Below are 13,729 nucleotides of genomic sequence, written 5' to 3' on the forward strand. Positions count from 1 at the left end.
TCAAGCGCGTGCAGTTCACCCCAGACCTGATGCCTGGCGACGTGACGGGATCGTTGGTCTACGACGCCCGCACCGCCGAGTTCGAGTTCCGCGCAGGCCCGGTGTTCACCAATCTGCTACTGGCCGACGAGATCAACCGGACGCCGCCGAAGACGCAGGCGGCGCTGCTCGAGGCCATGGAGGAGCGTCAGGTCAGCGTCGACGGCGAGCCAAGGCCGCTGCCCGACCCCTTCATCGTCGCGGCGACGCAGAACCCGATCGAGTACGAGGGCACCTACCAGCTGCCGGAGGCGCAGCTCGACCGCTTCCTGCTGAAGCTCAACGTGCCGCTGCCGCCGCGGGATCAGGAGATCGCCATCCTGTCCAGGCATGCACGCGGTTTCGACCCGAGGGACCTCTCAGCCGTTCGACCGGTGGCGGGTCCGGCGGAGCTGGCAGCGGCCCGCGACGGCGTGCGTCAGGTCCTGGTGGCCGACGAGGTGATGGGCTACATCGTCGACATCGCAGGGGCGACGAGGCGTTCCCCGTCGTTGCAACTCGGTGTCTCGCCCCGCGGCGCGACGGCTCTGCTGGCCACCGCGAGGTCATGGGCGTGGCTGTCGGGCCGCAACTACGTGACTCCCGACGACGTGAAGGCGATGGCGCGTCCGACGTTGCGGCATCGCATCGCCCTACGCCCGGAAGCGGAGCTCGAGGGAGCCAACCCCGATGGCGTTCTCGACGGCATCCTGTCCGCGGTGCAGGTACCGCGCTAGTGGTGCTCACCGGCCGCATCGGCCTGGTGGCTGCGATCTGCGTATTGCCGGTCGGCGTCTCGCCTTGGCCTGCAGTGGCATTCGTGGTCCTGCTTGGCCTGCTCCTGCTGGCGGTCGCGATCGACGTGGTGTTGGCGGCGAGCGCCAGACGGCTGCGCTTCAGCAGGCTTGGTGACGGCGCGGCCCGGCTGGGCGAGCCCGTCGACGCCGCATTGATCATCGAGAACCCTGGACGACGGGAGTTCCGCGGCCGGGTGCGTGACGCCTGGGCACCGTCGGCCCGTGCCGAACCACGCACCCACGAGGTGCATGTCGCTGCGGGACAACGACTTCGAGTGAACACGACGCTGCGGCCCATCCGTCGCGGTGACCAGGTCTCGGCGCTGGTCACCGCGCGCTCACTCGGGCCGCTCGGGCTGGCAGGCAGGCAGTGCTCACACCGCGTGCCTTCGCAGGTACGGATACTTCCCCCATTCCTCTCGCGCAAGCACCTTCCGTCCCGGCTGGCCAAGCTGCGCGAGCTCGACGGCGCGATCCCGGTGTTGATCCGCGGCAAGGGCACCGAATTCGACTCGCTACGGGAGTACGTCGTCGGTGACGACGTCCGCTCGATCGACTGGCGTGCCACGGCCCGGCGGGCGGATGTCGTCGTCCGAACCTGGAGGCCGGAACGGGACCGCCGGGTCGTCATCGTCCTCGACACCGGACGAACCTCGGCGGGCCGCGTCGGCGTCGATCCGACGGCGAGCGACCCGAGCGGCTGGCCTCGGCTGGACTGGTCGATGGATGCCGCGCTGTTGTTGGCGGCGTTGGCATCTCGGGCAGGCGATCACGTCGACTTCGTGGCGCACGACCGGGTGCCACGGGCGGGCGTGTACAACGCGACTCGCACCGAGCTGCTACCTCAGCTCGTCGAGGCGATGGCGCCGCTGCAGCCCGCGTTGATCGAATCGAACGCGCCTGCGATGGTCGCGACGATCCAGCGGCGCATCAGGCAGCGTGCGCTGGTGGTTCTGCTGACCGACCTGAATCCCTCGGCGCTGGACGAGGGATTGATGGGCGTTCTGCCGCGACTCTCGTCACGGCATCAGGTGGTGATCGCCGCCGTCAGCGATCCCCGCGTGGATCTGCTGGCAGCCGGACGCGCCGACGCCGCGCAGGTGTACGACGCGGCCGCGGCCGAGCGTTCCCGCAACGACCGCAACGCCATCGCCACGCGCCTGCGGCGCCACGGCGTCGACGTGGTCGACGCGATGCCCGACGACCTGGCTCCGGCCTTGGCCGACCGCTACCTGGCGATGAAGGCCAGCGGCAAGCTGTAGCGTCCCGCTACCTCCGCGAGCAGACACGAAGTCGCCCAATTCGTCGGCGTGTCGGGCGTTTTTGCGACTGCTCGCGAGGCTCCTACCCGGTCGGCACAACGTCGGGCGCGTCGTCCATGTCCCCGGTCTCACCGGCCCGGACGGCCTTGCGCCCGAAGTGAATCACGTAGGTCAGGAAGGCGATCTCGGCCGCGACGCCGATGGCGATGCGCAGAGCCGTCGGCAGCGGGGACGGCGTGACCAATGCCTCGATGAGACCCGACACCAGTAGGACCACCACCAGTCCGACGGCGACCGACACGACGGCGCGGCCCTGCTCGGCGAGGACCTGCCCGCGGGGGCGGTCACCGGGCGAGATGACCGACCAGCCGAGTCGCATCCCCGCGGCCGCGGCGAGGAACACCGCGGTCAGCTCGAGCAGCCCGTGGGGGGCAAGCAAGCCGAGGAAGACGTCGGCTTTGCCTGCGTCGAACATCAGCCCGCCGACCACCCCCAGGTTGGCGGCGTTCTGAAAGAGAACGTAGGGAATCGGCACGCCGAGGAAGATCGCGTAGACGATGCACTGCGCGGCCACCCAGGAGTTGTTGATCCACACGCGCAACGCGAACGAGCCCGCCGGATTCTCGCTGTAGTACGAGGCGAACTCGTGGTTGACCAGTTCGGCGACGTCCGATGGCGTTCCGACCGTGGCCTGCACCTCGGGACTGCCTGCGACCCACGTCCCGATGACCGTGGCGACGGCGAAGAACACGACGGCGCAGGAGAGCCACCACCGCCAGGACCGGTAGGCGGCGACGGGGAAGGACACGGTCCAGAAGCGGGCGAACTCACTCCACAGGGGGGCATGGGCGCCGGTGACGGCTGCGCGTGCGGTGGCGACCAACCCCGACAACGTGCCGACCAGGACCGAGTCGGTCGAGTCGCTCCGCACCATCGACAGGTGGGTCGACACCCGCTGATAGAGGTCCACGAGTTCGTCGACCTCGGCGCCCGTCAGTTTGCGGCGGCGCTTGACCAGGTGCTCGAGCCGGTCCCACGCCGGCCGGTGGGCCAGCACGAAGGCATCGACGTCCACTCCGCAAACACTAGTAGCGTTGAGTTCATGGTGGCCCAGCCGGAGTCGATGGTCACGGGTGACGCCGTGGTGCTCGACGTTCAGATCGCGCAGTTGCCGGTTCGCGCGCTGGCCGCGTTGATCGACCTCACCGTCATCTTCATCGGCTATCTCGTCGGCGTCACGCTGTGGGCCGTCACGCTCTCGGACCTCGACGACGCCCTGTCGGCGGCGGTGCTCATCATCTTCACGGTCCTGGCCATCGTCGGGTATCCGCTCGTCTTCGAGACCACGACCAGGGGCCGGTCACTGGGCAAGATGGCCCTCGGCCTGCGCGTCGTCTCCGATGACGGAGGTCCAGAACGGTTCCGCCAGGCGCTCTTTCGCGCGCTGTCCGGGTTCATCGAGATCTGGACGTTCGCCGGGGGGCCTGCCGTGATCTGCAGCATGCTGTCGGCGAAGGGCAAGAGGATCGGCGACGTGTTCGCCGGCACCCTGGTGATCAGCGAGCGCGGCCCGAAGATGGCTGGGCCCGTTCCGATGCCGCCGGCGTTGGCGTGGTGGGCGTCGTCGCTGCAGCTGTCCGGGCTTCGCCCCGAGCAGGCCGAGCTGGCGCGTCAGTTCCTCTCCAGGGCAGCACAGTTGCAACCGCCGTTCCGGGATCAGATGGCGTACCACATCTACTCCGAGGTGGTCGCGCAGATCTCACCGCCACCGCCCGCCGGCGCGCCCGCACCGCTCGTGTTGGCCGCCGTTCTGGCCGAACGGCACAACCGGGAGCTGGCGCGACTGCGGCCCACCGCTGCCCCGCCGTCGTGGCCCGGTCCGATGCCGCCTGCGCCACCGCAGTTCGCCTACCCCGGCCCGGCAGTGACCCGGACGGGTCCGCCGCCACCCGCGAGGTCGGAAGAGTTCACGCGGCCCGATTGATGGGACACAGTTGTCCCATTTTGATTAAGCTGTGCTAGACTGAGGCACATGAGCGCACCATTACCGATCGAGGGTGGTCCGCGCTCGAGAACCCGGAGGGCGATTCTCGATGCCGCGACGTCAGTGCTCGCCGAGAACCCCGCCGCATCGCTTGGCGACATCGCCACTGCCGCAGAGGTCGGACGCAGCACGCTGCACCGGTACTTCGCGGAGCGCTCGGACCTGCTGCGCGCAGTCGCGCTTCACGTACACGCGCTGAGCAACGCGGCCATCGAGCACGCGGAGCCCGATTGCGGGCCCCCGGTCGAAGCGCTGCGCCGGGTGGTCGAGTGCCAGCTCGACCTCGGACCGATCGTCCCGTTCATCTACAACGAACCGACCATCACCTCGGACCCCGAGATCGCGGCCGAACTCGACACCGGCGACGAGGTCATCGTCGAGGTGCTCAACCGAGCCGCCACGCAGGGTACGGCAGGACCGCCGGACTGGCCGCGACTGGTCTTCTGGGCCCTCCTGACCGCCGGCTACGACGCCGCGAAGCGGGGCACCCCGCGCGTCCAGGTGGTCGACGCCATCATGGCCAGCCTCACCCACGGCACCATCAACCCGAATCAGTCTTGACACCAACGGTTCTCAAACCAGGGCGTAGTTCTCAGGAGTAGGAATGTCCACCCAAGCGGACGTCGCGACGACGTCCACGAACACACCGCGCCGCGCCTGGTTCGCGCTCGCCGTTCTCATGTTGCCCGTACTGCTGATCGCTGTCGACAACACAGTGCTTGCGTTCGCGCTGCCCAGCATCGCCGAGGAGTTCCGTCCCGCCGCCACCACCCAGTTGTGGATCGTCGACGTGTACTCGCTGGTGCTGGCCGCACTGCTGGTGACCATGGGCAGCCTTGGCGACAGGATCGGCAGACGTCGCCTGCTCGTGATCGGCGCGGCGGGCTTCGCCGTGGTGTCCGCCGCGGCGGCGTTCGCTCCCAGCGCCGAATACCTGGTCGCGGCGCGCGCTCTGCTCGGCGTCTTCGGCGCGATGCTCATGCCCTCCACGCTGTCGCTGATCCGCAACATCTTCACCGACGCATCCGCGCGTAGGCTCGCCATCGCACTCTGGGCGTCGTGCTTCACCGCCGGATCGGCGCTCGGCCCGATCGTCGGCGGCGCGCTGCTGCAACGCTTCCACTGGGGTGCCGTGTTTCTGGTGGCCGTGCCGATCCTGCTCCCGCTGTTGGTGCTGGCGCCGCGGCTGGTTCCCGAGTCACGGGATCCGAATCCGGGACCACTGGACCCGGTCAACGTGCTGCTGTCGCTGACGACCATGCTTCCGCTCGTTTGGGCCATCAAGTCGGCCGCACACGACGGGTTCTCCGGGTTCGCGGCGGCCGCCTTTGCGATCGGCGTCGGATCCGGGTTCCTCTTCGTCCGGCGTCAGCGGCGCAGTGCCACACCGATGCTGGACGTCGAGCTGTTCAGGTCGGCCCCGTTCACCTCGTCGATCCTGGCGAACTTCCTTTCGATCGTCGGACTCATCGGGTTCATCTTCTTCATCTCGCAGCATCTGCAGCTCGTCCTCGGTCTGAGCCCGCTGGCCGCTGGTCTGGTGACGCTGCCGGGCGCCCTGCTCTCGATGGTCGCGGGCATCGCCGTGGTCCCGATGGCGAAGCGGTTCGCCCCGCACGCGCTGATGATCGTCGGGCTCGTTCTCGTCGCGGCCGGATTCCTGGCCATCCTGCTGTTCCGGCACGACCTGACGGTGGTCGCGATCATCGTGTCGTTCATCGTGCTGGAGATCGGGGTGGGAATTTCGCAGACCATCTCCAACGACACCATCGTGGCCTCCGTGGCGCCCGCCAAGTCCGGTGCGGCGTCCGCGGTGTCGGAGACGGCCTACGAACTGGGCGCGGTCGTCGGCACCGCCACCCTCGGCACCATCTTCACCGCGTACTACCGTGCCAGCGTTGAACTTCCGGGCGGTCTGACGGAGGCACAGATCGCCGACGCCAGGGAGAGCATCGGCGGTGCCACCTCGGTCGCTCAGACTCTGCCTCCCGCGCTGAGTGGGCGACTCCTGGACTCCGCACGGACGGCGTTCGACGCCGGGATCGCGCCGACGGCGATCATCGCAGCCTTGCTCACGCTGATCGCCGCCGCCGTCGTCGCACTCGCGTTCCGCGGTGTCAGCGGTACCGCAGGCCGATCAGGATCAGCACCGAGCCCAGCAGCGACGCCACCGTCCGAACGTGATTCCAGGCCGTCCACGGGCCGAGGTACGCCTGCCACTCCCTCAGCGCGTCGGCCGCGGACAATCCGGCGGGATCGACCGCGTCCAGTTGGTTGTTCAACGGAACGTTGAGGGCGAACGTCACGATGAAGGCCACCATGCCGAGGACCGCGCCGGCGAGCACATAGCCGGTGCCGGGTTGCGACAACCGGAACAGCGCGGCGATGCCGATGCCGAGGGCCAGTACCGCCGAGCCGACGAACAACGTCAGGAACGGTGCATTGGCAGGGGCCTCGGCGTTCATACCGCGCATGGCGGTGATCGCGTCGACGGGCCCGGTGCGGTCCAGTCCCTTCATCACGATGGTGGAGAAGGCGTAGAACAGTCCCCCGACGGCCGCGCTCGACACGGCGGCCGCGGCGGCGGCGATGAGGTAGGGGCTCGTTGTCATGGCCATATTCAACCGCCGCCTGCCTAGACGATCCATCGTCTTCCGTACTATTTCCATACGCGATCGTCTAGATTTGGTCACCGTGGATGCCCTCGGTGGACTGCTCGACGGAGTTCGCGCCCGCGGCGCATTCGTGCTGCGTCTGTCCCTGGACCCACCCTGGTCGATGCGCATCCAGGACGACGCCCCGTTGACGCTGATCTGCATGACGCACGGCAACGCCGTCATCGTGACCGACTCGGGCGACACCTTCGACGTGCGGCCCGGGGACGTCGCCGTCGCCCGGGGTGTCGAGCGCTACCTCTTCGCCGACGATGCGGCGACCGAACCGCAGGTGGTCGTCCATCCCGGCAACAGATGCACGACGCTGGGCGGGGAGGACCTCCGCTTCGAGATGTCGGTGGGGGTGCGCACCTGGGGCAACACGGCGGCGGGCTCACACCGCGCGGTGATCTGCGCCTACCAGGGCCGAAGCGAGGTCAGTGCCCGCCTGTTGAACGCACTTCCGACGGTGCTGGTGCTCCGCGGCGACAAATGGCACTCCCCGCTGGTCGAGCTGCTCGTCGGGGAGGCCGGGCGGGACGGACCAGGACAGGAGGCCTACCTCGACCGGCTGCTGGACCTGCTCCTGATGGACGTGTTGCGCACTTGGTTCGACCGTGACGAGCAGGCACCCACCTGGTGGCACGCCGAGCACGACCCTCTGGTCGGTCCCGCGCTCCGCCTCATCTACAACAATCCCGAGCATCGCTGGACGGTGGCCAATCTCGCTGCCGCCGTTGGCAGTTCACGCGCGGTGTTCGCCCGCAGGTTCAACGAGCAGGTCGGTGAACCACCGATCGCCTTCCTCACCGGCTGGCGACTGGCGCTGGCCGCCGACCTGCTGAGGACGAACGGAGGAACGCTCGCGTCGGTCGCCCGTCGGGTGGGCTACAGCACGCCGTTCGCACTGAGCAGTGCGTTCAAGCGCGCCTACGGGGTCAGCCCGAACACGCATCGCGCTCAGCTGTCGGGTTAGAACCCTTGGTGGCTCGCCCGGCGAGCACGCCCGCCACCGAGGTGGCCGCGATGGTGACGATCGCCCCGAGCATGAGCGCCGCCGGCTCGCCGGCCAGCAACAGGTGTTCCTCGGTACCGACGGTGGCAGCCGCGACGGGCACGCCGAGTTGGGCCGCCGACAGCACGGCGAGCGTCAGTGGCTGTTTGAGTAGCCGGCCGGCCGCGTGGGCGAGGATCGCACCGACTCCCAGCGCGAGACCGAGCAGGATGAGCTGCGGATGCGCACCGAGATCGCGTATCTGCAGCGAGGCGCCCAACCAGAGGAAGAACAGCGGCGCAAAGAATCCCTCGGTGATGCCGAACAGCTGACGCGCCAGCCGACGTGGCTCACCGATGGCGGCGACCACCAGACCAAGCGCGAAGCCGGCCAACATGATCGAGACGTGGGTGGTGATCGCCAGCCATGCCAGCCCGAACAGTATCGCGAGGCTGATCCGTAGTTCGAGGGCGAACTCGTGCTTCTCGGAATACTCGTGCAGGCGCTTGCGCAGCCCTCTGGCGTTGGCCCAGCGCAACACCACGAACAACACCGCCGCGCACACCGCGATGGCCGCCGCGCCGAGTGCCGCCCGCGGCGCCCGCGCTGGGTCGATCATCAAGGGCAGCAACACGATGCACGCCGTGTCGGCCACGGCGATCTGGGCGGTCACCGAGAGCACCGGCGGCCCGGACAACCGTAGCCCGTCGATGATGGGCAGGGCGAGGGCCGCCGACGACGACGCCATCAGAACTCCATAGAGGGCGGCGTGCCCGGTGTCGAAGACCGTCGCGAGTCCCACGCCGAGAACTGCTGCGACCGCACCGACCAGGACGGCCCGTACCAAGGCCGCAGGCGCCGCCGAGCGCATGGCGCCGTCGCGGACGGGCACGTGCGTTCCGACCACGAACATCACCAGGGCGAAGCCGATGTTGGCGAGCAGTTCGAAGGTCGGATCGGTGTGGTCGATGACTCCCAGACCGGTCTTGCCGAGCACGATCCCGACGAGCAGTTCGCCGACGACCGACGGGACCCGCAGCCGCGGCACCGATGCCAGCATCGGGCCGATCAGGCCCACCACAACGAGCAGCGCCAGGGTGCCGAACCCGAATTGCGTCATCTCAGCCCGGCGTCTGCCACGACACCAAGCGGCAGGGGATCGTGGTGTTCTCGTCGGTCAGGTAGCTCGCACAGACGCGGTGGTAACCGTCCGCGATCTCCAGTGCGACGCCATCGATGGCCTTCCCCCGTACCAACAGGATCGGTGAAAGCTTCTTTCCCGCAGCGATCTTCGCGAGATCGGTCTTCACATGCAGGTTCGTCGCTGGCAGCAGCGCGAGCCGTGCTGCCCGCAGGATGTCCTTGGCCTTGCGCAGTGACGTGTCGGCAGTCCTGAGCGCATCCACCGTCTTCGACGTGGTGTCGACTTCACTCACCAGACTCAGGTAGTCCGCCGCGGCGTCGTAGTCGTGAACCTCGGGGGCATCAAGCCACTTGACCGCCATCCGGACACCATAAACCGGGTGGCCGCCAACCAGGCATGGCTGCCCCAGTGATTTGTGGAGTCTGACCGGCGCTCACCGCCGCTCAAACTCCACAAGCCGCAGTAAGCCCGCGTGATTGCGGTCCCTGCCAGTATCAGCAAGGGTAAGCGGTGTGATCATTCGACTCCCGGATCCGTTGATCGTCGATTGGATGCTGTGGCAGCATGCCGCCGGCCGATCTGACCGGAACGTCATCAGGAGCCGCGTGCTTGGCGTCATGCAGTTCGCCCGCGAGATCGGCGCATCACCGGTCACCGCGCAAACCGTCGACATCATCGGATGGCTCGCTTGCCACGGTGACCGACCAGAGGTGCGCGCAATCTACTTCAGCCATCTGCAGTCGTGGTTCTCGTGGCTGTGCCAGCTGGATCACCGAGCCGACAACCCGATGTTCAAGCTCGCGATGATGTCCGGAGGTATCCGGGACGTAAGTGTCGTCGATCAGGAGCTCCGACTTCTCCTAGCTGCTGTGCGCTCGACGCCACGCGCGTTCGGTGGGAAGCCAGCGAGCGCCGTGGTCGATCGGCTGCTCGACGAGCGCGCGGCCATCACCAAGGTGGTTCCGGCCGCGCGTTGAACAGCCTCTGCCTACGGGCTGATCCAGTTGCCGTGGAAGCCGAACGGCACCCGGTGCGGCAACTTGATCGTCGCCACCGGATCACCCGCGAAGTCGGACGCGTCCAGGATCACCAGATCGCTTCCGTTCCTGACGGAGTCGTAGACGTAGCCGAGGTAGTAGCCGGCCAATTCGTCGGAGCCCCCGTCCGCGGACCCCGTCGATGGAACGAAGACCGCCTCTCCCGGCACGCCTGGGCTTGCCGCGGTGCCGAACGGATGCTCCACGGCGGCCCCCGTGCTCAAGTCGTGGCGAACCAGTTTGTCGCTACCGACCGACACGGCGTACCGCGCGGGAAGGCCGGCCAGCCGGTCGTCGATCCTGGGGAATTCCACGGCGTGGTCGTCCAGTTGCTGCCCGCTGACGGTGCCCGTCTGCAGATCGATCGTCCAGGTCCACATCACCGCGTCGACGTCGAAGCCGCCGTGCTCGCGCCACAGCTCCGGGTACCGGACCGCTTGCAGGACAATGGAATTGCCCGAGTCGTACGCGTTGGCGACGTGGAAGACGTAGCACGGGTCGATCTCGAACCAGCGGATCGGACCGTACGGATCGTCGCGGCGCATGACGCCGAGTCGCGCTCCGTAGTTGTCGTCCCAGCGGTAGGGCATGTCGCCCTTGCCGTTGACCGCGATGTCCATGTTGAACACGACGGGCAGGTCCATGAAGATCACGTGCCCGGCGGTGAGCGCGAAGTCGTGCATCATCGTCAGCGCCTTGACGTCGACCGGGCGGTTGACGGTCAGCTCCCCGTTCGCGTCCACCCGGTGGTACGTGACGTACGGCTCGGACGTGTTGCCGTACCCGAAGAAGTGCATCTCGCCGGTGGTGGGGCAGATCTTGGGGTGCGCGGTCATGGAGTCCACCAACTTGCCACCGAAGTCGTACGCGCCGACGGTCTCCAGATCATTGGTGATCTCGTAGGGCAGAGACGACTCGACCAGCGCCAGGGTCTTCCCTGCGTGGCTGACGACGTGGGTGTTGGCGACTGCGGAGCGCAGATTGCGCGTGCCGTCGGCGTTGTACAGGGGAAAGTCCTTCTCGAAGCTGTCGGTGCGGACCCAGCGGTTGCGGTACCAGGCCGCGCGGCCGTTCTCGACGCGGATGCCGTGGATCATGCCGTCGCCGGTGAACCAGTGCCCGGTGGACTGACGTGGGTTGGGCCCGTTGCGTAGGTACCAGCCGTCGAGTTCCCGGGGAATCGTTCCCTCGACGAGCAGGTCGAATTCAGTGAGTTCGTCGGCGACGGGCGCGTAGTTTCCCCGTTGGTAGAACTGGCCGGTGCCGAACATTTCGGCTTCTCGCACGTCCGCCGATTCGGTGTGGGTGTCGGTCATGTCGGATGCTCCCTGGGCTGTGGGTTGGTCTCCCAACGATGACACTCCACCAATGACATGTCAATAGTGGAATGTAGTTGACTGAACGGAGCTGACGGAAACGTAGGAGGATGACGAAATGTCGGCCCGCCGCCACTCCGCGCTGCTGTTCAAGCTCGCCTGGGCGAGCGAACCGACGGGAGAACCGAGGGTGAACCGTGGCAGTCGCTCGCAGCAGACCATCGTCGACGAACTGCGGCGCGTGATCCTCGACGGCGCAGTGCCGCCGGGCACACCGATTCCGGTCAGCGAAGTCGCGGACCTCTTCGGTGTCAGCGCCATTCCCGTCCGGGAAAGCCTCAAGACGCTGACCGGCGAGGGTCTGGTCGCACACCAGACCAACATCGGTTACGCGGTCGCTCAGTTGACCGCCAGCGAGCTCGCCGAGATGTACATCGTTCGCGAGACGCTGGAATCGGCCGCGCTAGCTGCGGCAGTCGTCCGCGCTACCGACGACGAACGCGCACACGTCAGGGAGGTCAACCGGCTTCTGGAAGATGCCGTGACGGAAGACGATCCGCAGGCGTACCACCGGCAGAGCCGGCTCTTCCACATGGGCCTGACCCGACCGTCGGGCATGCTGAGACTGATCCACATGCTCGAATCCGCTTGGAACATCACCGAACCCGTCCAGGTCATGGTGCACGTCGAGCATTCGCAGCGCGCACGGCTGCACGAGGATCACCGCGAGTTGCTCGATGCCTTCCTCGCCAGAGACGTCGACCGACTGCTTGCGTCGAGCGCCGCCCACCACCGCATCCTCAACGAGGTCGTGGCCACCCTGCCCGCCGATTCGGGTCTCGTCGCGGGCGACGACGGCTGAACGCAAAGAAGATATATTTTCGGCGCAACGGCCCTGCAACAACTCGTCGCTAGCTTCTTCCCAATCGCTTTGCATCATTTGCACGCAGATCAGGAGCTAGCAATGACCGACGTCAAAGAGCCACCGCCCAGCGCCGTGGTCGCCGCGGGCGACGTCGTCGAAGCCGCAGGCCATCCGGTCGGCAGTGGGCTGGTCAAGGATTATTACGACCCGCGGTTGACCAACGAGGACCTCGCGCCACTCGCCAAGCAGTCGTGGTCGACGTACAACATCTTCGCGTTCTGGATGTCCGACGTACACAGTGTCGGCGGTTACGTCACGGCGGGCAGCCTCTTCGCACTCGGCCTGGCGAGCTGGCAGGTGCTCATCGCCCTTCTGGTGGGCATCGTCATCGTCTACTTCCTCTGCAACCTGGTCGCCAAGCCCAGCCAGCAGGCCGGCGTCCCCTATCCGGTGGTGTGCCGCAGTCCGTTCGGCGTGCTCGGCGCCAACATCCCGGCGATCATCCGCGGCCTGATCGCGGTGGCGTGGTACGGAATTCAGACCTACCTAGCGTCGGCGGCGCTGGACGTCGTACTGCTCAAGCTGTTCCCAGGGTTGGCGCCGTACGCCGACGTCGAGCAGTACGGCTTCACGGGCCTGTCGCTGCTCGGATGGGGCAGCTTCACCCTGCTGTGGATCCTTCAGGCCGCCGTCTTCTGGCGCGGCATGGAATCGATCCGAAAGTTCATCGACTTCTGCGGCCCCGCCGTCTACGTCGTGATGTTCGTCCTGTGCGGCTACCTGCTGTGGAAATCGGGCTGGCACGTCAGCCTCAGCCTCGGCGGTGAGAAGAAGGGCAACACGCTGGTCATCATGCTCGGTGCGATCGCGCTGGTGGTGTCGTACTTCTCCGGCCCGATGCTGAACTTCGGCGACTTCGCCCGCTACGGCAAGAACTTCGCCGCTGTGAAGAAGGGCAACTTCCTCGGTCTTCCGGTCAACTTCCTGGTGTTCTCACTGCTCGTCGTCGTCACGGCGGCTGCGACGGTTCCCGTGTTCGGCGAACTGCTCACCGATCCGGTCGCCACCGTCGCCCGGATCGACAGCGTCACCGCAATCGTGTTGGGCGCGTTGACGTTCTCCATCGCGACGATCGGCATCAACATCGTCGCCAACTTCATCTCGCCCGCGTTCGACTTCTCGAACGTCAGCCCGCAGAAGATCAGCTGGCGGATGGGCGGCATGATCGCCGCCGTCGGCTCGGTGCTCCTGACGCCGTGGAATCTCTACAGCAACCCCGAGGTCATCCACTACACGTTGGAGACGCTTGGCGCCTTCATCGGGCCGTTGTTCGGCGTCCTGATCGCCGACTTCTACCTGGTTCGCAAGCAGAAGATCGTCGTCGACGACCTGTTCAGCATGTCCAAGACCTCCAACTACCGGTACCAGGGCGGGTATAACCCCGTCGCCGTGGTCGCGACACTGGTGGGCGCGATCCTGGCTGTGCTCCCCGTCCTGCTCGGGGGCGTCGCCTTCGGAATGGCAGGCGCGGCGCAGTACAGCTGGTTCATCGGCTGCGGGGTGGCCTTCGCCCTGTACTACGTGCTGGCGACGCGCGG

At 67.1% G+C, this 13,729-nt stretch carries 13 protein-coding genes and 1 pseudogene; 9 read left to right on the forward strand and 5 right to left on the reverse strand.

What is annotated here, in order from left to right:
* Positions 1-755 (forward strand): AAA family ATPase (locus QOI01_RS32135; protein WP_526387620.1); only part of this gene is annotated, 755 nt, incomplete at its 5' end.
* Positions 755-2,077 carry a DUF58 domain-containing protein gene (locus QOI01_RS32140; RefSeq protein ID WP_526387622.1) on the forward strand — a complete coding sequence of 441 codons (1,323 nt, stop codon included), beginning with the start codon at positions 755-757 and terminating at the stop codon, positions 2,075-2,077. The genes QOI01_RS32135 and QOI01_RS32140, both read left to right, overlap by 1 nt.
* 82 nt (positions 2,078-2,159) lie before the next feature.
* On the opposite strand, the gene QOI01_RS32145 is transcribed toward QOI01_RS32140, so the two are convergent.
* The gene (locus QOI01_RS32145) at positions 2,160-3,152 is read right to left on the reverse strand and encodes a stage II sporulation protein M (RefSeq protein WP_526387624.1); all 993 of its coding nucleotides are present in this window, start codon (positions 3,150-3,152) and stop codon (positions 2,160-2,162) included.
* A gap of 27 nt (positions 3,153-3,179) precedes the next feature.
* Here QOI01_RS32145 and QOI01_RS32150 point away from each other — a divergent pair, with 27 nt between their 5' ends.
* The 3 genes from QOI01_RS32150 to lfrA are packed head-to-tail and all read left to right on the forward strand — an operon-like array spanning position 3,180 to position 6,414.
* Positions 3,180-4,061 (forward strand): RDD family protein, encoded by an 882-nt coding sequence (locus QOI01_RS32150; protein ID WP_526387626.1) that lies wholly within the window; start codon positions 3,180-3,182, stop codon positions 4,059-4,061.
* A 48-nt stretch (positions 4,062-4,109) separates the two neighbouring features.
* Positions 4,110-4,682, forward strand: a complete 573-nt coding sequence (locus QOI01_RS32155) for a TetR/AcrR family transcriptional regulator (RefSeq protein WP_526387628.1) — start codon at positions 4,110-4,112, stop codon at positions 4,680-4,682.
* A gap of 43 nt (positions 4,683-4,725) precedes the next feature.
* Positions 4,726-6,414 (forward strand): efflux MFS transporter LfrA, encoded by a 1,689-nt coding sequence (gene lfrA / locus QOI01_RS32160; RefSeq protein ID WP_526387630.1) that lies wholly within the window; start codon positions 4,726-4,728, stop codon positions 6,412-6,414.
* Here lfrA and QOI01_RS32165 read toward each other — a convergent pair.
* Positions 6,326-6,907: pseudogene (locus tag QOI01_RS32165) on the reverse strand (anthrone oxygenase family protein); the annotation flags it as partial. The gene lfrA and the pseudogene QOI01_RS32165 sit on opposite strands and share 89 nt — an antisense overlap.
* Here QOI01_RS32165 and QOI01_RS32170 point away from each other — a divergent pair.
* Positions 6,816-7,751, forward strand: a complete 936-nt coding sequence (locus tag QOI01_RS32170; protein WP_526387632.1) for a helix-turn-helix transcriptional regulator — start codon at positions 6,816-6,818, stop codon at positions 7,749-7,751. The pseudogene QOI01_RS32165 and the gene QOI01_RS32170 overlap by 92 nt on opposite strands.
* On the opposite strand, the gene QOI01_RS32175 is transcribed toward QOI01_RS32170, so the two are convergent.
* Both QOI01_RS32175 and QOI01_RS32180 read right to left on the reverse strand, forming a co-directional pair.
* On the reverse strand, positions 7,714-8,889 hold the full coding sequence (locus QOI01_RS32175) for a cation:proton antiporter (protein ID WP_526387634.1): 1,176 nt from the start codon (positions 8,887-8,889) through the stop codon (positions 7,714-7,716). The two genes, QOI01_RS32170 and QOI01_RS32175, sit on opposite strands and share 38 nt — an antisense overlap.
* 1 nt (position 8,890) lies before the next feature.
* Positions 8,891-9,274 (reverse strand): hypothetical protein, encoded by a 384-nt coding sequence (locus QOI01_RS32180; RefSeq protein WP_526387636.1) that lies wholly within the window; start codon positions 9,272-9,274, stop codon positions 8,891-8,893.
* A 151-nt stretch (positions 9,275-9,425) separates the two neighbouring features.
* Between QOI01_RS32180 and QOI01_RS32185 the strand changes: the two genes are divergently transcribed.
* Positions 9,426-9,890 (forward strand): hypothetical protein, encoded by a 465-nt coding sequence (locus tag QOI01_RS32185; protein ID WP_526387638.1) that lies wholly within the window; start codon positions 9,426-9,428, stop codon positions 9,888-9,890.
* 11 nt (positions 9,891-9,901) lie between these two features.
* Here QOI01_RS32185 and QOI01_RS32190 read toward each other — a convergent pair whose 3' ends face one another.
* Positions 9,902-11,221: a carotenoid oxygenase family protein gene (locus QOI01_RS32190; RefSeq protein WP_526387644.1), complete on the reverse strand. Its 1,320-nt coding sequence runs from the start codon at positions 11,219-11,221 to the stop codon at positions 9,902-9,904.
* Positions 11,222-11,384: 163 nt separating this feature from the next.
* On the opposite strand from QOI01_RS32190, the gene QOI01_RS32195 reads away from it, so the two are divergent.
* Together QOI01_RS32195 and QOI01_RS32200 are read left to right on the forward strand one after the other, a co-directional pair.
* Positions 11,385-12,128 (forward strand): GntR family transcriptional regulator, encoded by a 744-nt coding sequence (locus QOI01_RS32195; RefSeq protein ID WP_526387640.1) that lies wholly within the window; start codon positions 11,385-11,387, stop codon positions 12,126-12,128.
* Positions 12,129-12,230: 102 nt separating this feature from the next.
* On the forward strand, positions 12,231-13,729 hold a 1,499-nt coding region (locus QOI01_RS32200; RefSeq protein ID WP_526387642.1), incomplete at its 3' end, for an NCS1 family nucleobase:cation symporter-1.

This window comes from Mycobacterium sp. (genome assembly GCF_032162605.1).
In the GTDB taxonomy this organism is placed as follows: domain Bacteria; phylum Actinomycetota; class Actinomycetes; order Mycobacteriales; family Mycobacteriaceae; genus Mycobacterium.